Origin of the sequence: Micromonospora sp. HM5-17, assembly GCF_003762835.1 — a bacterium.
GTDB lineage: Bacteria > Actinomycetota > Actinomycetes > Mycobacteriales > Micromonosporaceae > Plantactinospora.
The window spans coordinates 497,225-514,975 of sequence record NZ_RJWA01000001.1 but is presented as its reverse complement, the minus strand read 5'-3'; the positions used below and the strand labels follow the sequence as shown (position 1 = coordinate 514,975).

Below are 17,751 nucleotides of genomic sequence, written 5' to 3'. Positions count from 1 at the left end.
GAGCGAATAGTGCTAAATCGGCAGAAAACCAGAGATATCCGCACGAATACCGCTGGTCGTCACCCGACCATCCGCCACCGCTGCCGCCCAGCTCAGCCGGCCGGTGGCCAGGAGAATCCAGGTCGTCGGCGCCATCTCGACCACGTTCGGCGGCGTACCCCGGGTGTGTCGCGGACCGGCGCAGCACTGGATCGCACCATAGGGTGGCACGCGTACCTCGACCGCCCGGCCAGGCGCACGTTTCGCCAGGTCGGACAGGAGAAGACGGACGGCGTCCCGTAGGGTGACGCGGTCCGGCGTCCGCCCGGCCTCCAGGTCCGCCAGTACGGTCGAGACGGCCGGGGACATATTGTGTTCGGAGGACACACCGGGACGATACGGCCCGACTTCGCGGCATTTCCCGGCGCCCCTGGGTCGCGCTCGTCCCATTGGACAAGGCATAGTTGCCGACGGTGTAGTCGTATGGGTTAATCCTCAGCCGGCGACGGGTCGGCGACAGGTGAACCGGAAGGCGGTGGACGTGACAGCACACCGACGAGCCTGGATACCGCGAGCCGGTGTGGTCGTGGCGCTGGCAGCCAGCGCAATCTTCGCTACCCCCGCCACACCAGCTTTGGCCGAAGACCCCACGGTGACCATCACCAGCGTCAACGCCAGTCTGAACTCCGGCCAGACCACGACACTGACGTTCTCCGTCAGGAACAACAACGGTCTCTTGTCTGGCACCCCCTCCGCCAACATCCGGGTCAGCTCCTCGTTCGGCGAGCTGCGGTGCACGAACAACTGCGACTTCACCGACACGATCCCGGCGGGCGACACGAAGAGCTACAGCGCCACCCTGAAGGCCGGGAACGTCGCGGCGGGGCAGGAGCGGTCCGGCTCGATCCAGATCACCGTGCAGATCGGCGACGACAGCGGCAGCGCGAGCCGGAGCATCACCGTCAGGGGCCCGGAGATACCGGAGGTCCAGACGGTCGCCGAGGTCTCGGGGAAGGTCGTCAACGGGACGACCGGCGAGGCGGTCAGTGGTGCCTCGGTCCGGCTGCGCGACTCCCAGGGCCACACGTACACCAAGAGCACGAGCAGCAGCGGCACCTTCCGGTTCACCGGTTCGGAGAGCAACCCCATCACACCCGGCTCGCTCGAACTCCGGGCCACCAAGGATGGTGTGACCGAGACCCTGACGGTGAACGGCGCCAACGGCCAGCGGGTCACCGGCCGCAACATCAGCCTCGCGCTCGCCGCCGCCGAACCGAGCGCCTCGGCCACGCCGGCCGAGGAGGCGACCGAGGACCCGGACGCCGAAGAGGAGGAGGCGACCGAGGATGAGCCGACGGAGGCGGCCGCCGACGGCGACCAGAACCCCGCGAGCAACGAGTCTGACGGCGGGGGCACCGGTTCCCTGCTGTTGATCCTCGCCGGCGGTCTGCTGGTCGCCCTCGGCGTCGGTGCCATCGTGCTGCTGCTGATGCGGCGCAAGGAAGAGGGTGACGAGGACGGGCCCGACGGCCCGCGGGCCGGGTCGGCGGCGGCCGGCCGGGGCTACTCCGACGAGCCGACCCGGGTCACCAACCGGGCCGCGGGCGGCGCCTCGGACGCCACCATGGTCACCGGGCCGTCCCTGGCGGACGCCCCGACGATGATGCACAACGCCCCGCTGGTCGATGACGAGTTTCCGGACCCGTACGGCGCGCCGCTGCCGAACCCGCAGTCGGGTCCGCCCGGCTACGGCGGTGGCGGGCCGCAGCGGGGCTGGGACGAGGACGGCGGCTACGGCGGCCGGCCCGGCTCCGGTGCCGGGGCGTACGGGGCGGCTCCCGGATCGGGCGCGGGCGGCTACGGTGCCGCCCCGGCCTCCGGCCCCGGGTACGGCAACGCGCCCGGTTCCGGTGCGGGTGCCGGCTACGGCGCTCCGGTCTCGGGTGGGGGCTACCGGTCGGGCGGGGACGGCTACGACGACCGGTACGACGAGCCGACCGGGCGCTACACCGGCCGCGACGACGACTACGGGCCGCCGGCCGACCCGTACGACTCCGGTGGCTACGGTCCCACCTCGGGCGCGGGTGGCTACGACGCGACCCAGCGCTACGACCAGGGCGGCGGCTACGACGACGGTACGACCCACGGCGGCGGTCGCGGCGGCTACGACGACCAGGGCGGCTACGGCCGGGGCGACGACGGCTACGGTGACGACTACCAGACCCGGGCCGGCGGATACGGCCAGCAGGGTTACGACGACCGCGGCGGGTACGACCAGCCGACCACCGGCGCCGGTTACGACCAGCGGGGCCGGGGCGGCTACGACGACCAGGGCGGTTACGACGACCGCGGCTACGACCAGCAGGGCGGCTACTACGACGACTCGTCCCGGGCCGGCGGGCACAGCCGTTCCGGTGTGCCGCACCAGGGTGGCCGTGGGGAGCGCCGTTCCCTGGACTGGCTGGACGACTGAGCAGCACAGCCGTGTCGACGGCGTGAAAAGGGGCCGGATCCGCGTTGCCGGATCCGGCCCCTTCCGTTCGTTCGCGCCCCGCCCGTCGGCTGGACCTCTGCCGCGTGCTCGTCGGACCCGCCGGTCGGCTGCGTCGGGACGACGAAGCTTTCGCCCGCCGCCTCCGGCGTGCCGGTCCTGTCCCCCGCCGCCGCCGGATCCGGGCCGGTCGGGCCTCCGACCGGCGCCGACCCGGCCGCGGTCACCGTGGGGTGGGATCCGACCCGGGCTCGGTCGCCGCCGGCTCGGCGGTACCCGGCTCAGGCCCGGCCGCCGCGGGCACCGCCTCGACCACCGGCACGGGGGTGCTCACCGGGTCCGCCGCCGGCTCGACCACCGGCACGGCAGCCTCCGCCTCGGCCGTCGGGGCGGCAGCCGCCGGACCGGTCGGCAGCGGCTCGGCGGAGGGTTGCTCCGGCGCCGGCGGCGGGGTCGGCGGGGCAGGGGCGTCGAAGAGGGCCGGCAGGGTGCCGGAATACGCGGCCCGCAGCTCGTCGAGACCGATGGTGAACTGGCCGCGTACCTCCAGTTCGCCGCCGGCGGCGTCGGTCACCCCGATCAGGGTCCACGGCACGCCCCGCTCGGCGCAGAGCGCGGTGAACGCCTTCTCGTGCCCGAGCGGCACCGCGACCATCGCCCGGCCGGCCGACTCGCTGAACAGGAAGACGAACGGCATCGACCCGGTGGTGAAGCCCTCCGGCACCGCGATCCGCGCCCCGACGTTGTACCGCAGCATCGACTCGACGAGCGCCTGGGCCAGCCCGCCGTCGGAGAGGTCGTGCGCCGACCGCAGGTGCCCGACCCGGGCCGCCTCGGCGATGAGTTCGGCGAGGGCACGCTCGGCCGCCAGGTCCACCCGAGGCGGCACCCCACCGAGGTGGCCGTGGGTCACCCAGGCCCACTCGGAGCCGGACAGTTCCAGCCGGGTCTCGCCAAGCAGGAAGATCAGGTCGTGGTCCGTGCCCGTGGTCCGGGCGAAGCCCATCGGCACCCGCTGGCTGACGTCCTCGAGCACGCCGAGCACGCCGACGACCGGGGTGGGATGGATCGCCGCCGCGCCGGTCTGGTTGTAGAAGCTGACGTTGCCGCCGGTGACCGGGATGCCCAGCTCGGCGCAGCCGTCCGCCAGCCCGCGCACGGCCTCGGCGAACTGCCACATCACCGCCGGGTCCTCGGGCGAGCCGAAGTTGAGGCAGTCGGTCACCGCGACCGGCTTCGCGCCGGTCACCGCCACGTTCCGGTACGCCTCGGCGAGCGCCAGCTTGGCACCGTGGTACGGGTCGAGCCGGGTGTACCGGCCGTTGCCGTCGACCGAGATCGCCACGCCGAGTCCGGTCTCCTCGTCGATCCGGATCACCCCGGCGTCCTCGGGCTGCGCCAGCACGGTGTTGCCGAGGACGTAGCGGTCGTACTGCTCGGTGATCCAGGTCTTGTCGCAGAGGTTGGGCGACGCGATCATCCGCAGCACGGTCTCGCGGAGCGCCTCCGGGGTCGACGGGCGGGGCAGGGTCTCGGCCCGGTCCGCCTGGAGCAGGATCAGGTCGGCGGGCTCACGCATCGGACGGGCGTACACCGGGCCGTCGTCCACAAGCGACGCCGGCGGTACGTCGACCACGGTGTGGCCGTACCAGGTGATGACCAGCCGACCCGCCGCGGCGCCCGCCTCGGGGCCGGTGACCTCGCCGATCGCGCTGGCCGGCACGCCCCACTTCTCGGCGATCCGCAGCACCGCGTCGAGGTTGTCCGGGGCGACGATCAGCAGCATCCGCTCCTGCGACTCGCTGGCGAGGATCTCGTGCGGCTCCATCGACGCCTCGCGCAGCGGCACGCGCTCCAGCCAGACCCGCATGCCGGTGCCGGCCGCGGCGGCCGTCTCGGTCAGGGCACAGGTCAGGCCGGCGCCGCCGAGATCCTGGATGCCGACGACGAGCCCGGCGTCGTACAGCTCCAGGCACGCCTCGATGAGAAGCTTCTCCATGAACGGGTCGCCGACCTGCACGGACGGGCGACGCTGCGCGCTGGCGTCGTCGAACGTGGCGCTGGCGAGGACGGAGACGCCGCCGATGCCGTCCCGCCCGGTCTTGGCGCCGAGCAGGACGACGACGTTGCCGGGCCCGGCCGCGGCCTTGTTCTGCAACCGCTCCACCGGCAGGACGCCCACGCAGAGCGCGTTCACCAGCGGGTTGCCCTGGTAGCAGGGGTCGAAGACCACCTCGCCGCCGATGTTCGGCAGGCCGAGGCAATTGCCGTACGTGCCGATCCCGGCGACGACGCCGGGGAGCACCCGGGCGGTGTCGGGGTGGTCGGCGGCGCCGAAGCGCAGCGGATCCATCACCGCGACGGGTCGGGCGCCCATCGCCAGGATGTCCCGGACGATGCCGCCGACCCCGGTCGCCGCGCCCTGGTGCGGCTCGACGAAGCTCGGGTGGTTGTGGGACTCGACCTTGAAGGTCACCGCGAGCCGGTCGGAGACCCGGACCACGCCCGCGTTCTCGCCGATCCCGGCCAGCAGTCGGTCGCTGCGCGGCGCCTTCTCGGCGAACTGTCGCAAATGGACCTTGCTGGACTTGTAGGAGCAGTGCTCGCTCCACATGATCGAGTACATCGCCAGCTCGGACTGGGTCGGTCGCCGGCCCAGGATCTGGCGGATCCGGTCGTACTCGTCGTCGCGGAGGCCCAGCTCGGTGTAGGGCTGGAGGTCTCCGGGGGTCGCCGCGGCCTGGGCGACGGTGTCCGGGACGTTCACCGGCGGCGAGGGGGGTACGGCGAGGGCGGGTCCGGACTGTCCCGGGACCCCACTCCGGTCGATCATGCCGGCGCTCCCAGCAGGTGCTTGAGGATCGAGGTGAAGAAGCCGAGCCCGTCGAGGGAGGGGCCGGTCAACGCCTCCACGGCGTGCTCCGGGTGCGGCATCAGCCCCACCACGTTACCGGCCTCGTTGGTGATGCCGGCGATGTCCCGCTGCGACCCGTTCGGGTTGCCGTACACGTACCGGACGACGACCCGACCGGTCGCCTCCAGTTCGTCGAGGGTGCGCTGGTCGGCGACGTAGCGTCCCTCGCCGTTCTTCACCGGGACGAGGATCTCCTGTCCCGGCTGGAACGCGTTGGTCCAGGCGGTGCCGGCGGACTCGACGCGCAGCCACTGGTCGCGGTTGCGGAAGTGCAGGTGCTGGTTGCGGGTCAACGCCCCGGGCAACAGGTGCGCCTCGCAGAGGATCTGGAACCCGTTGCAGATGCCGAGCACCGGCAGGCCGTCCCGGGCCCCGGCTGCGATCGTCTCCATCACGGGGGCGAACCGGGCGATGGCGCCGCATCGCAGGTAGTCGCCGTAGGAGAAGCCGCCGGGCAGCACGACGGCGTCGACACCGTGCAGGTTCGGGTCGTCGTGCCAGAGCGGCACCGCCTCGGCGCCGGCGATCCGCACCGCGCGCGCGGCGTCCCGGTCGTCGAGGGAGCCGGGGAACGTCACCACACCGATCCGGGCGGTCATGGAGTGCTCTCCTCCGCGTCCGCGAGGCGGACCGTGTAGTCCTCGATCACCGGGTTGGCCAGCAGCTTGTCCGCGATCTCCCGGGCGCGATCCAGGTCCGGCTGCCCGGAGAACTCGATCTCGATCCGCCGGCCGATGCGCACGGAGGACACGTCCGTGACTCCGAGCCTCGGCAGCGCGTTCGCGACGGCCTGGCCCTGAGGATCGAGAATCTCCGGCTTGAGCATGACGTCGACGACGACGCGAGGCACTGGGCACTCCTGACTGTGTACGCAGTTGGGTGCCGGCCCACGATGGGGCGAGCGCAGCCAGCGTACCCGGCAGACCAGGCAGTTGACGCACGGGCCGGCCGGTGGGAGGGCCGAGACGGGCTCGCGTGGCCGTGCGATCCGGGCATCGGGGCGGTGCGGTCCGAAATCGACCCCAGAGGTTCACCCTTGTGAATAGGTGACGAACGGCCTAGCGTGTGGCGTCAAACGTCCGGTCTCCCGAGCCGAACGTTGACGGTCCAGATCCGTACGGCGGACATCCCCCCGCCGGCGGCGGCTCAACCGACCCGGTGAACCCGGGTGTACCCCCCGGAAGGAGCCCAACCATGCGTCTTCGTCGTACTGTGGTGATGCTCGCCACCGCCCTGGTCGGCGTGCTCGTCGCACCGACCGCCGCCTCCGCCGCGCCCGCACCGATCATCGGCGGCGGCACGGTCTCCTCGGCCCCCTGGGCGGCGGCCGTCTTCAGCAACGGCTCGTTCACCTGCTCCGGCACGATCATCGCGCCGCGCTGGGTCCTCACCGCCCGGCACTGTGTCAGCGGCACGATGTCGGTGCGGGTGGGGAGCGTCTACCGATCCTCCGGCGGCGTCACCAGCGGCGTGTCAGCCAGCTACGCCCGGTACGACCTCGCCCTGCTCTACCTCTCCACGTCGATCAACACCACGTACGTCACCCTCTCCAGCAGCTACCCGCCGGTCGGTTCGACCAACTCGATCTACGGCTGGGGCATGACCTGCTACAGCGGCTGCTCGGCGTCCAGCCAGCTCAAGACGGCCACCGTACAGGTGACCAGCACCACCGTCACCGACGCGTACGGCGGGCGGGCGATCCGGAGCACCCGGATCAGCGGCAACGCCTGGCGGGGTGACTCCGGCGGGCCGCAGTTCTACAACGGCGCCCAGGTCGGGGTGGCCTCCACCGCTGACGGCGTGAGCATCCAGAACTACGGCAGCGTCGCCTACAACCGGTCCTGGATCGCCTCGGTGGCCGGGGTCTAGCCAACGGCCTCCTCCGCACCCTCCTCAGGGGTACGGCGCGGACGTTCCCGGCCCTCCGGCCGGGGGCGTCCGCGCCACGCCGTTCGTCGCCCTGCGGTCCGTTCCCGCCCCGGTCGTTCCGGCCGGTCCGGCCGCTCGTCGCCGCGTCTGCGCGCTTTACCCGGGAACCCGTGGGCTACGGCCAGACTGGGCGGGTTACCGGTCGACGGGACCGTTACCGCAGGTCCGTGCCGTTCCAGGCGGCCGGGACACTCCCGGCCGCGACCGGTGCCTTTCGGTGCCGCCGGCCCGTTTCGCAGAGTGCGGCGATGTGAACCAGCTTCGCAAACCGCTCTGGCCCGCTCTGCCAGCATCAGGCTGTGCTGATCGTGACGACGGATCACCTACCGGGGTACGAGATCCGCGCAGTACTCGGCGAAGTCGTTTCGTGTCAGGCCCGCACCCGCAACCCGTACCGCGAGGGAGTGAAGAGCCTCCGGGGTGGCGCCTACGACCCCAAAGCCCCCGAAAACCTGACCCGTTGGCGGACCGACGCCGTACAGCAGTTGGGCGAGGAGGCGACCCGGCTCGGCGCCAACGCCGTGATCGGGATGCGGTTCGACCACCGTGACGTCGGCGAGCTGTGGATGGAACTCTGCGCGTACGGCACCGCGGTGGTCGCCGTCCGACAGCCGGTGGAGAACCCGCCGACCGACCAGCCGAAGGTGGCCGCGGAGACCGCCCACCGGGCCGAGCCGCTCGACTCCGGCGCCATCGCGGAGCCGCCGAGCGCGCCGGACCTCGGCAGCGCCGCCGGCACCCCGACCCCGCGCGACTGAGCCGGCCCGGGCCGACGCCGCCGCCGTGCCCGTCCCGGGGTGTACCGGGTGTCAGAGGAGCGTCAGAGGATCGGTGCCGGGTCGTAGGCGGCCGCCTCGGGGTGCGCCGCCACCACCGCGGCGACCCGGTCGGCGACGGCCCGGACCTGCGCCGCGGCCGCCCCGGTGAAGGCGGCCCGGTCGGCGACCAGTTCGTCGATCTCGACCCGGCTGAGCCCCAGTCGGCCGTCGGCGGCGAGCCGGTCGAAGAGGTCGTTCTCGGCGATCCCCTTCTCCCGCATGGCCAGCGCCACCGCGACCGCGTGCTCCTTGATCACTTCGTGCGCGGTCTCCCGGCCGACCCCGCGGCGCACCGCCGCGACGAGGATCTTGGTGGTGGCCAGGAACGGCAGGTAGCGGTCGAGTTCCCGGGCGATCACCGCCGGGTACGCGCCGAACTCGTCCAGCACGGTGAGGAAGGTCTGGAAGAGCCCGTCGGCGGCGAAGAACGCGTCCGGCAGCGCCACCCGGCGAACCACCGAACAGGAGACGTCCCCCTCGTTCCACTGGTCGCCGGCGAGTTCGCCGACCATCGAGAGGTAACCCCGGATGATCACCGCGAAGCCGTTGATCCGCTCGCTGGAGCGGGTGTTCATCTTGTGCGGCATCGCACTGGAGCCGACCTGTCCGGGACGGAACCCCTCGGTGGCCAGTTCCTGGCCGACCATCAGCCGGATCGTCGTCGCCAGCGAGGACGGCGCCGCCGCGGTCTGGACCAGGGCGGAGAGGACGTCGAAGTCCAGCGAGCGCGGGTAGACCTGTCCAACGCTGTCCCACACCCGGGTGAAGCCGAGGTGCTCGGCGACCCGGCGCTCCAGCTCCGCCACCTTCCCGGCGTCGCCGTCGAAGAGGTCGAGCTGGTCGGCGGCGGTGCCGACCGGCCCCTTGATGCCGCGCAGCGGATACCGCCCGATCAGGTCGTCCAGCCGCTCGTACGCGACCAGCAGCTCCTCGGCCGCCGACGCGAACCGCTTGCCGAGCGTGGTGGCCTGCGCGGCGACGTTGTGCGACCGGCCGGTCAGCACGAGGTCGGAGTGTTCGACCGCGAGCCGGGCCAGCCGGGCCAGGGCGGCGACCACCCGGTCCCGGATCAGCTCCAGCGACCGGCGTATCTGGAGCTGCTCGACGTTCTCGGTGAGGTCGCGGGAGGTCATCCCCTTGTGCACGTGCTCGTGCCCGGCCAGCGCGCAGAACTCCTCGATCCGGGCCTTGACGTCGTGCCGGGTGATCCGCTCGCGGGCTGCGATCGAGGCGAGGTCGACCTGGTCCAGCACCCGCTCGTACGCCTCGACCACGCCGTCCGGCACCGGCACGCCGAGATCCCGCTGCGCCCGGAGTACGGCCAGCCAGAGCCGCCGCTCCATCCGGATCTTCTCCTCCGGAGACCAGAGGGCGACGAGTTCCGCCGAGGCGTACCGGTGGGCGAGGACGTTCGAAATGCTGGTCACCCCGCTATTCTCGACCACCCGCCGGCCGCGTCCCCACCGGACCGCCCGCGGACGGATCGGGCCCGGCGGACGATGCTGTCGGAGTTGGTCTCCGTGTCGTCTTCCCCACCGACCCCGACGGCACGCTACGGTGCCGCGATGAGACTCCGCCAGGGCTGGGTGGGCACCCGTCTCGGGCCCTACCGCCCGTGTGACGGCACCTACTCGACCTACCCCGTCGACAGCCTGCCGCCGCTGCCGACCCACCGGTTCGACGGCACCTTCGGCTGACTCTCCGAGCCGCGCGCGGTCGGCCCGGCCGGCAACGAGGTCGGCATGTCGATGGAGTTCATGCGGCCGATCGACGCGGCCGGCACGCTGGCCCGGCTCGGCCCCGACCTGCCGGCGTCGTTCACCACGTTCCTGAGCCGACCGGAGCTGCTGGCTGCCGTACCCACGTGTACCGCCTGTTGGTGGGACCTGGCGCAGACCGCCGTGCCGAGTCCGCTGGGCGACGGCGCCCGGCTGCTCCGCTTCCTGAACGACCAACAGGGCTGCTGCTACTGGTACCTTCTCCTGCTTGCCGACGGCGGACACCGGGTGGTCTGCGGCGAATACCGGTACGACCGGTACGAGGTCAGCGCCGACGAGGCCGCCGACGACCTGCTCGTCGTCGCGCCCGACTTCGAGTCGTTCGTCTACCGGTTCTGGGTGGAGAATCTCGCCTGGTACGAGGTGGCCCACGCCAAGCGCGCCTGGCACGACCTGTCCGAGCCGGTACGGGAATACCTCGCGGCCTACCGGGCGTCCGGGGCCTTCGCGCCCTGACAGCTGGTGGCCGGCGCCAGGACCCGCCCGGGGCCGGCCGGTCACGCGGATTCAGCGCTCCAGGATCGCCACCACGCCCTGACCGCCGGCCGTACAGATCGAGATCAGGCCGCGCCCCGAACCGCGCTCGGCGAGCAGCTTCGCCAGCGTCGCCACGATCCGGCTGCCGGTCGCCGCGAACGGGTGACCGGCGGCCAGCGACGAGCCGGTGACGTTCAGCTTCGCCGGGTCGATCGAACCGAGCGGGGCGTCCAGGCCGAGCCGGTCCCGACAGAACTCCGGTGACTCCCAGGCCGCCAGGGTGGCCAGCACCTGCGAGGCGAACGCCTCGTGGATCTCGAAGAAGTCGAAGTCGGCGAGGGTGAGGCCGGTCCGGGCCAGCAGCCGGGGCACGGCGTACGCCGGAGCCATCAGCAGCCCCTCGTCGCCGTGCACGAAGTCGACGGCGGCGGTCTCGACGGCACCGAACCAGGCCAGCACCGGCAGGTGGTGCGCCGCCGCCCACTCCTCGGAGGCGAGCAGCACCGTCGCGGCACCGTCGGTCAGCGGCGACGAGTTCCCGGCGGTCATGGTCGCCTGGTCGGCCTCCGGACCCCGGGTGCCGAAGACCGGGGGCAGCATCGCCAGCTTCTCCACGCTGGTGTCCGGGCGGAGGTTCTGGTCGCGGGTCAGTCCGAGGTACGGCGTGATGAGGTCGTCGAAGAACCCCCGCTCGTACGCGGCGGCGAGCCGGTGGTGCGAGCGGACCGCCAGCTCGTCCTGGGCCCGCCGGTCGATCTTCCAGCGTCGGGCGGTGATCGCGGCGTGCTCGCCCATCGAGAGCCCGGTTCGGGGCTCGGCGTTGCGTGGGATCTCCGGCCGGAACGGCTGGGTCGGGCGCAGGCGCGTGGCGGCCCGCAGCCGGCCGCCGAGGGTGCGGGCGGCGTTGATCTCCAGCAGCGTCCGCCGCAGCTCCTCGTTCACCGCCAGCGGCGCGTCGGAGGTGGTGTCCACCCCGCCGGCGATCCCGACCTCGATCTGCCCGAGGGCGATCTTGTTGGCGACCAGGATCGCCGCCTCCAGGCCGGTGCCGCAGGCCTGTTGCAGGTCGTACGCCGGAGTGCGCGGGTCGAGCCGGGAGCCGAGCACCACCTCCCGGGTCAGGTTGAAGTCCCGGGAGTGCTTCAGCACCGCGCCGGCGACCACCTCGCCGAGCCGCTCGCCGGCCAGCCCGAACCGGGCGACCAGCCCGTTCAGGGCGGCGGAGAGCAGATCCTGGTTGGATGCCTTCGCATACGGTCCGTTGGAGCGGGCGAACGGAATGCGATTGCCGCCGAGGATCGCCACACGACGCACAGTGGACACGGCATCGCCTCTCGACAATGGGTTGCCACTACCTTACTCGTGAGTAGGCTACCCGCATGAGCGACAGGTACGCGAGCTTCGCCCACACCGGACCCGGCCGGGCGCTGGTCAGGCGTCTCGGCCTGCCCGACCCGCCCCGGCTGCGTCGCCACCGGCCCGGCGACCCCCTGATCCACGGTCCGGTCCGGCTCGACGCCGCCCGCGGCGGTCGCCTGGCGCAACCGGTCCACGCGCTCCTGGCCGCCGCCGGTGTCGAGGTCTCCGACCCGTCCGTCGCGACGACCGACCCGAACGACGGCGCGCCCGGGCAGGTCGGGACGTACGGGGCGCTCGTCTACGACGCCACCGGCATCACCGACTCGACCGGACTGCGCGCGCTCTTCGACTTCTTCCACCCGCTGGCCCGGGCACTGCGCCCGTCCGGGCGGGTGATCGTCCTCGGCACCGCGCCGGAGTCGTGCGGCGGCCCCCGGGAGGCGACCGCCCAGCGGGCCTTGGAAGGGCTGGTCCGCAGCATCGGCAAGGAGTTCGGCCGGGGCAGCACCGCCCAGCTCGTCTACGTCGCCCCGGGTGCCGAGCACGCCATCGAGTCGACGCTGCGCTTCCTCCTCTCCGGCCGTTCCGCGTACGTCTCCGGGCAGGTCATCCGGATCACCCCGGCCGAGGTGCCGGAGGTCGACTGGGACCGGCCGCTCGCCGGCCGCGTCGCCCTGGTCACCGGCGCCGCACGGGGAATCGGGGCGACGATCGCCGAGGTGCTGGCCGCCGAGGGCGCCCGGGTGGTGGCGCTGGACGTGCCGGCCGCCGGGGACGCGCTCGCCGAGGTGGCGAACGCGGCCGGCGGCACGGCGCTCCAGCTCGACCTGACCGCGCCGGACGCGCCCACCCGGCTCGCCGACCACCTCGCCGAGCGGCACGGCAGGGTCGACGTGGTGGTGCACAACGCCGGTATCACCCGGGACCGCACGATCGGCCGGATGAACCCGGATTGGTGGGACTCGGTGCTGGAGGTCAACCTCTCCAGTCAGGAGCGGATCAACGACGTCCTGCTGGAGCGGGAGCTGGTTCCGGCCGGTGGCCGCCTGATCGGGGTCTCCTCGATCGCCGGGATCGCCGGCAACCGCGGCCAGACCAACTACGCCACCTCCAAGGCGGGGGTGATCGGGCTGGTGCAGGCGCTGGCGCCGCAGCTCGCCCCGCGCGGCATCACCGTGAACGCGGTCGCCCCGGGCTTCGTCGAGACCCGGATGACCGCGCGGATGCCGGTGCTGCTGCGCGAGGCGGGGCGCCGGATGAACAGCATGGCCCAGGGGGGCCTGCCGGTCGACGTGGCGCAGACGGTCGCCTGGTTCGCCTCGCCGGGGTCGGCCGGGATCACCGGCAACGTGATCCGGGTCTGCGGTCAGAGTCTGCTGGGGGCGTGATGACCGAGCCTGTCGAGGCCGTACGGGACGTCGAGCTGCCCGGGGTCCCGCCCACCGGGCCGTCGTACCGGCAGGCGGCGATCGGGCTGGCCCCCGGGATCGGGTCGGCCCGCCGCGCCGGGCGGCTCCCCGACGTCCGGCTGGTGGTCCGGGGGGTCACCGTCGGCCGGGACCACCTGGCGGCGTACGACCGGGTCTGCGGGTTCGGGCTGGCCGACGTCCTGCCGCCGACCTATCCGCACGTGCTGGCCTTCCCGCTCGCACTACGGCTGATGAGCGCGCCGGAGTTCCCGGTGCCGCTGGTCGGGCTGGTGCACGTGGCGAACCGGATCACCGTGCACCGCCCGCTCGACGCGGCCGAACCCCTGGACCTCTCGGTCCACGCCGTCGCGCTGCGACCGCACGACCGGGGGCGCCAGTTCGACGTGGTCTGCACCGCCTCGGTCGGGACCGAGGTGGTCTGGCAGGGCGTCTCGACGTACCTGCGGCGGGAGCGTCCGGCGCCGGAGCGTGCCCGGCGCGAGCCGGCCGACCGCCCCGAGACGCCGGCCCCGACCGCCCGCTGGCGGGTCGGCACCGAGGTCGGCCGCGGCTACGCCCGGGTGTCGGGGGACCACAATCCGATCCACACCTCGCGGCTCGCAGCCCGGCTGTTCGGCTTCCCGCGCCCGATCGCGCACGGCATGTGGAGCAAGGCCCGGTGCCTGGCCGCGCTGGAGAACCGGCTCCCCGAGGCGTACGTCGTAAACGTGGTCTTCCGGCGACCGCTGCCGCTGCCCGCCACGGTGGCGTTCCGCGCCACGCCGGCCTGGAGCTTCGGGCTCCATGATCCGCGGAGTGACCAGCCACACCTCCTCGGCACGGTCACGCCGATCCACGGTTGACCGCCAGCCGCTGGTCGGGCTGACCGGCCCCCGGCTCGGTCACCGTGTACGTCGCCGAGTCGAAGTCGGCGAAGCCGCCGTCGCCGCCCAGGTCCTGCACCCAGAGCCCGACGAAGGCACCGGTGAACCCCCATGCCGTCGGTTCCCCATCCACCGTCTCCGCGGCATGCTCGTCGGAGAGGATCGTCGCATCCAGTTCGAGGGGCAGGTCTCGCCAGTCGTCGGCGGACGGTGTCGGCCGCCCCGTCGGGCAGAACGCGTAGCCGAAGCGCACGATCGGCCCGTCGAACTCCACGCGCAGTCGGATCCGGTCGGCCGCCGTGGCATCGACCCGGCAGGCGGTGTGCTGGACCCGTCGGCCGCGGTCGGACGACATCACCTCGAGCACCCGACGGCCCTCGTCGTCGAGGGTGAGGTACGCGTAGTGCCAGTTGCGGGTGTTGTAGTACGCGGTGACGCCGGCGAGCTGCCGGAACGTTCGCGGGTGGAACTCCATCGTCGCCTCGAGCCGACAGTGCCGGGCCGTCACCCGTCGGGCCACCAGGCTGGGGCGCTGCCGTCCGACCGGCGACTGACCGCCGTAGATGCGCGCATACGACGGTCTGACCGACAGCCGTACCCAGTCGGGCGTGGCGGGGCGGCGCAGCGTCGACCACTCGGGACCGAGCGTGGCGCCGTCGAAGTCGTCGTGGTCGCTCGCGGGCTCGACCGGGCCGGAGCCGGTCGGGGCCTCGGGTGCCGGTACGGTCTCGGCCGGGATCCCACCGTCGATCCGCGGCCAGCCGGCCGAGTCCCAGGTCACCCGCTGGATCGCCGTCTCCCGGCCGAGCACGCACGGCCCGAGTGGGGAGTACGGGCGCGCCACCAGGTGCGCCAGATACCACCGCCCTTCCGGCGTACAGACGAGGCTGCCGTGACCGGCCTTCTGAAGCGCCAGGTCGGGGCGGCCGGCCGAGGTGAGCAGCGGCCCGCCCGGCGCCACCTGGTAGGGGCCGAGCAGCGTCCGTGACCGGGCGACGGTGACCTGGTGCGGCCAGCTCGTGCCGCCCTCGGCGGTGAACAGGTAATACCAGCCGTCCCGGCGGTAGAGACGCGGCCCTTCGGTCATCCCGGCCGGGGTGCCCTCGAAGATCAGTCGCTCCGGGCCGACCAGGGTACGGGTTGCCCGGTCGTACTCCTGGATCAGGATGCCGGCGAACCGGTTCCGTCCGGTCCGCCAGTCGGCGTTCATGGACAGCAGCCAGCTCCTGCCGTCCTCGTCATGGAACAGCGACGGATCGAAGCCGCGGGCGTGCAACGGCACCGGGTCGGACCACGGGCCCGCCAGGTCGCGAGCCGTCACCAGGTAGTTCTGTGAGTCCCAGTAGCCGCTGCCGAAGCTGGCCACGTCGGTGTAGACGAGGTGGAACTCGCCGTCTACATAGGACAGATCGGGGGCCCAGACGCCACCGGAGTCCACGACGCCCCGCAGGTCGAGCAGTCGGCACTCGGTGAGGATGCCGCCGAGCGGATGCCAACGGACCAGGTCCGTGGAGTGGTGCAGGCGTACGCCCGGATACCACTCGAAGGTCGAGGTGGCGATGTAGTAGTCGGTGCCGACGCGCAGGATGCAGGGATCGGGATGGAAGCCCGGTAGCACCGGGTTGTGGATGAACCCGCCCGCGCGCAGCGCCCGTTCCTCCTCACCTGCCGTGAATGCCATGACAACCCTTCCGGTGCTCGACGTCGTCGCCGCGTCGGGCGGACGCCGCGCGGAGACGCGGGTGCGGGCGCGGTGCCAGCGGCCAGGATCGCCCTGGTTCTCCGCCCCCCGATCCCGTGTTACCAGTGAAATACGCTGTGGGGGAAACACTAGCCGGACCGGACGTGCCCGCGCAACGAGTAAAATGCGTTTTGATGGAAACAGCAGGTGACGTCACGCGAATGCGGATCGTCGGCGGCAACCTCGCGCTCGACTTCGTCAACACGCGCAGCGGTCCCCCGGACGGTCCGCCAGACGACGACATCCTGCACCGGTACGACGACGTGATCGCGTGGGCGCGGTGGATCGGCCTGCTCACCGACACCGCCGCGGCCCAGCTGCGCCGACAGGGGCAGGCCGACGCCATCGCCGCACAGGCCGCCTACCGCCGCGCCCTGGACGTCCGGGACCGCCTCGACGAGCTCTTCCGGTCGGTGGCCACCGGCCACACGCCCACCGGCCGGCTCCTGGCAGCCTTCCGCGACGATGCCGCGGAGGCACTGGCCCACGCCGAGATCCGCGCCGACGACGGCGGCTTCCGGTGGCACTGGGCCGACCACCGGGACCTCAGGCAACCGCTCTGGCCGATCGTGCACACCGCCGCGACGCTGTTGACCACCGGCCCGTTGGACCGGCTCAAGGGGTGCGCCGGATGCCGTTTCCTGTTCCTCGACGAGAGCAAGAACCGCAGCCGGCGCTGGTGCAGCATGGAGGACTGCGGAACGGCTGCCAAGATCCACCGGTACGTCGCCCGGCGAGCCTCCGCCCGCGCCCGTACCGCCGCGTCCTGATCGGCCGGAACCGCACCGGGCGAACCTCACCCAGACATCGCTGCTCGTTGACAGCCGACAGTTACATCGATAGTCTTCGACTTCATAGGAAAGCGCTTTCCAACATCAATCCACACCGGCCGGTCCTCCGGCCGTACCCGTCCCGCCACCGCTGGCGGCGTCCGCGTCCCACCCGCGACTCGGCCGCCGGGGTGCACAACTTCCGCTCGGAGGTTCCCCCGTGACCAGCACCGACACCACCACAGGCACCCGTGTCCGCCGGCTGGGCCGGATGCCGCTGTTCGCGGCGACGACCGCCGCCGTCCTCGCCGCGACCTCACTCGCGGGCATGCCCGCCGCCTCGGCCGCCTCGTTCAACCTGGAGGGTTGGGCGACCCAGTGCGGCGGCACCACCGGCGGCGGCAACGCCTCGCCGGTGACCGTCACCGACGCGGCCGGGCTGATCAGCAACATGCAGGCCAGCGGCGCCCGGGTGATCCGCGTCTCCGGCACCATCACGCTCAGCGGCATGCAGAAGGTCGCGTCAAACAAGACCATCATCGGCGTCGGCAGCGGCGCCACCATCACCGGCGGCGGACTCAACGTCGCCAACGCCAGCAACGTCATCATCCGGAACATCAACTTCCGGGACTGGAGCGACGACGCGATCAACGTCCAGTACTCGACCCGGGTCTGGATCGACCACAACAACTTCAGCAACGGCAACGACGGCGCGGTCGACATCAAGCGCAGCTCCGACTGCGCCACGGTTTCGTGGAACCGGGTCTTCAACCACGACAAGTCGTTCCTGCTCGGCCACTCCGACAGCAACGCCAGCGAGGATGTCGGGCGGCTGCGGGTGTCGTACCACCACAACTGGTTCGACGGCTCGAACCAGCGCCACCCCCGGGTCCGGTTCGGCAACCCGGTGCACGTCTACAACAACTACTACCGCAACGTCGACGGCTACGGCGTCGCCTCGACCTGCAACGCGGGTGTCCTGGTGGAGGGGAACTACTTCGAGAACGTCGAGGACCCGTACCACCGGGGCGAGGGCAGCTCGCCCGACGGCAACCTGGTCGCCCGGAACAACCATTTCGTCAACTCGGGCTCCGGTGAGACCGGCGGCAGCGTCGCCAGCATCCCGTACGGCTACACGCTCGACCCCGCCACCAACGTCAAGTCCATCGTGACCAGCGGCGCCGGTACCGGCCGGATCTAGT

At 72.2% G+C, this 17,751-nt stretch carries 16 protein-coding genes; 9 read left to right on the top strand and 7 right to left on the bottom strand.

Annotation, left to right across the window (positions count from 1 at the left end):
• Positions 1-12 precede the first annotated feature (12 nt).
• Positions 13-366 carry a sterol carrier family protein gene (locus EF879_RS02360; protein WP_370375435.1) on the bottom strand — a complete coding sequence of 118 codons (354 nt, stop codon included), beginning with the start codon at positions 364-366 and terminating at the stop codon, positions 13-15.
• Positions 367-631: 265 nt separating this feature from the next.
• Between EF879_RS02360 and EF879_RS02355 the strand changes: the two genes are divergently transcribed.
• Positions 632-2,452 carry a carboxypeptidase-like regulatory domain-containing protein gene (locus tag EF879_RS02355; protein ID WP_233604176.1) on the top strand — a complete coding sequence of 607 codons (1,821 nt, stop codon included), beginning with the start codon at positions 632-634 and terminating at the stop codon, positions 2,450-2,452.
• Positions 2,453-2,693: 241 nt separating this feature from the next.
• On the opposite strand, the gene purL is transcribed toward EF879_RS02355, so the two are convergent.
• Genes purL through purS form a run of 3 tightly spaced genes read right to left on the bottom strand, consistent with a single transcriptional unit; the run spans position 2,694 to position 6,234 of the window.
• On the bottom strand, positions 2,694-5,303 hold the full coding sequence (gene purL, locus EF879_RS02350; protein WP_123554162.1) for a phosphoribosylformylglycinamidine synthase subunit PurL: 2,610 nt from the start codon (positions 5,301-5,303) through the stop codon (positions 2,694-2,696).
• Positions 5,300-5,983, bottom strand: coding sequence for a phosphoribosylformylglycinamidine synthase subunit PurQ (gene purQ, locus EF879_RS02345; protein WP_123554160.1), 684 nt, complete (start codon positions 5,981-5,983; stop codon positions 5,300-5,302). Before purQ ends, purL begins: the two co-directional genes overlap by 4 nt.
• Positions 5,980-6,234 (bottom strand): phosphoribosylformylglycinamidine synthase subunit PurS, encoded by a 255-nt coding sequence (gene purS, locus EF879_RS02340; protein ID WP_123554157.1) that lies wholly within the window; start codon positions 6,232-6,234, stop codon positions 5,980-5,982. Before purS ends, purQ begins: the two co-directional genes overlap by 4 nt.
• 344 nt (positions 6,235-6,578) lie before the next feature.
• Here purS and EF879_RS02335 point away from each other — a divergent pair, with 344 nt between their 5' ends.
• Positions 6,579-7,253 (top strand): trypsin-like serine protease, encoded by a 675-nt coding sequence (locus tag EF879_RS02335; protein ID WP_123554156.1) that lies wholly within the window; start codon positions 6,579-6,581, stop codon positions 7,251-7,253.
• A 359-nt stretch (positions 7,254-7,612) separates the two neighbouring features.
• The gene (locus EF879_RS02330; protein WP_123554154.1) at positions 7,613-8,071 is read left to right on the top strand and encodes a YbjQ family protein; all 459 of its coding nucleotides are present in this window, start codon (positions 7,613-7,615) and stop codon (positions 8,069-8,071) included.
• Between the two features lie 62 nt (positions 8,072-8,133).
• On the opposite strand, the gene purB is transcribed toward EF879_RS02330, so the two are convergent.
• Positions 8,134-9,558 (bottom strand): adenylosuccinate lyase, encoded by a 1,425-nt coding sequence (gene purB / locus EF879_RS02325; RefSeq protein ID WP_123554152.1) that lies wholly within the window; start codon positions 9,556-9,558, stop codon positions 8,134-8,136.
• 138 nt (positions 9,559-9,696) lie between these two features.
• Between purB and EF879_RS28465 the strand changes: the two genes are divergently transcribed.
• Together EF879_RS28465 and EF879_RS02320 are read left to right on the top strand one after the other, a co-directional pair.
• Complete coding sequence (locus tag EF879_RS28465; RefSeq protein WP_255420888.1) at positions 9,697-9,828, top strand: hypothetical protein; 132 nt, start codon at positions 9,697-9,699, stop codon at positions 9,826-9,828.
• Between the two features lie 45 nt (positions 9,829-9,873).
• A complete protein-coding gene (locus EF879_RS02320; protein ID WP_123554150.1) occupies positions 9,874-10,365 on the top strand; it encodes a hypothetical protein in 492 nt (163 codons plus the stop codon).
• A gap of 51 nt (positions 10,366-10,416) precedes the next feature.
• On the opposite strand, the gene EF879_RS02315 is transcribed toward EF879_RS02320, so the two are convergent.
• A complete protein-coding gene (locus tag EF879_RS02315) occupies positions 10,417-11,709 on the bottom strand; it encodes an acetyl-CoA C-acetyltransferase (RefSeq protein WP_123554148.1) in 1,293 nt (430 codons plus the stop codon).
• Positions 11,710-11,765: 56 nt separating this feature from the next.
• On the opposite strand from EF879_RS02315, the gene EF879_RS02310 reads away from it, so the two are divergent.
• Positions 11,766-13,133, top strand: coding sequence for a 3-oxoacyl-ACP reductase (locus EF879_RS02310; RefSeq protein ID WP_123554147.1), 1,368 nt, complete (start codon positions 11,766-11,768; stop codon positions 13,131-13,133).
• On the top strand, positions 13,133-14,017 hold the full coding sequence (locus tag EF879_RS02305; protein WP_123555268.1) for a MaoC/PaaZ C-terminal domain-containing protein: 885 nt from the start codon (positions 13,133-13,135) through the stop codon (positions 14,015-14,017). The genes EF879_RS02310 and EF879_RS02305 overlap by 1 nt, the downstream gene beginning before the upstream one ends.
• Here the strand turns inward: EF879_RS02305 and EF879_RS02300 are convergent.
• Complete coding sequence (locus EF879_RS02300) at positions 13,998-15,719, bottom strand: glycoside hydrolase family 43 protein (protein ID WP_123554145.1); 1,722 nt, start codon at positions 15,717-15,719, stop codon at positions 13,998-14,000. The genes EF879_RS02305 and EF879_RS02300 overlap by 20 nt on opposite strands.
• 194 nt (positions 15,720-15,913) lie before the next feature.
• On the opposite strand from EF879_RS02300, the gene EF879_RS02295 reads away from it, so the two are divergent.
• Complete coding sequence (locus EF879_RS02295; protein WP_123554143.1) at positions 15,914-16,549, top strand: ABATE domain-containing protein; 636 nt, start codon at positions 15,914-15,916, stop codon at positions 16,547-16,549.
• Positions 16,550-16,769: 220 nt separating this feature from the next.
• Complete coding sequence (locus EF879_RS02290) at positions 16,770-17,750, top strand: polysaccharide lyase family 1 protein (protein ID WP_233604175.1); 981 nt, start codon at positions 16,770-16,772, stop codon at positions 17,748-17,750.
• The last annotated feature ends 1 nt before the right edge of the window (position 17,751 follow it).

Bases quoted from the DNA above. Each gene is read 5' to 3' on its own strand.
- purL (WP_123554162.1), bottom strand. From the start codon at position 5,303: ATGATCGACCGGAGTGGGGTCCCGGGACAGTCCGGACCCGCCCTCGCC.
- purQ (WP_123554160.1), bottom strand. From the start codon at position 5,983: ATGACCGCCCGGATCGGTGTGGTGACGTTCCCCGGCTCCCTCGACGAC.
- EF879_RS02335 (WP_123554156.1), top strand. From the start codon at position 6,579: ATGCGTCTTCGTCGTACTGTGGTGATGCTCGCCACCGCCCTGGTCGGC.
- EF879_RS28465 (WP_255420888.1), top strand. From the start codon at position 9,697: ATGAGACTCCGCCAGGGCTGGGTGGGCACCCGTCTCGGGCCCTACCGC.
- EF879_RS02320 (WP_123554150.1), top strand. From the start codon at position 9,874: ATGTCGATGGAGTTCATGCGGCCGATCGACGCGGCCGGCACGCTGGCC.
- EF879_RS02310 (WP_123554147.1), top strand. From the start codon at position 11,766: ATGAGCGACAGGTACGCGAGCTTCGCCCACACCGGACCCGGCCGGGCG.
- EF879_RS02305 (WP_123555268.1), top strand. From the start codon at position 13,133: ATGACCGAGCCTGTCGAGGCCGTACGGGACGTCGAGCTGCCCGGGGTC.
- EF879_RS02300 (WP_123554145.1), bottom strand. From the start codon at position 15,719: ATGGCATTCACGGCAGGTGAGGAGGAACGGGCGCTGCGCGCGGGCGGG.
- EF879_RS02295 (WP_123554143.1), top strand. From the start codon at position 15,914: ATGGAAACAGCAGGTGACGTCACGCGAATGCGGATCGTCGGCGGCAAC.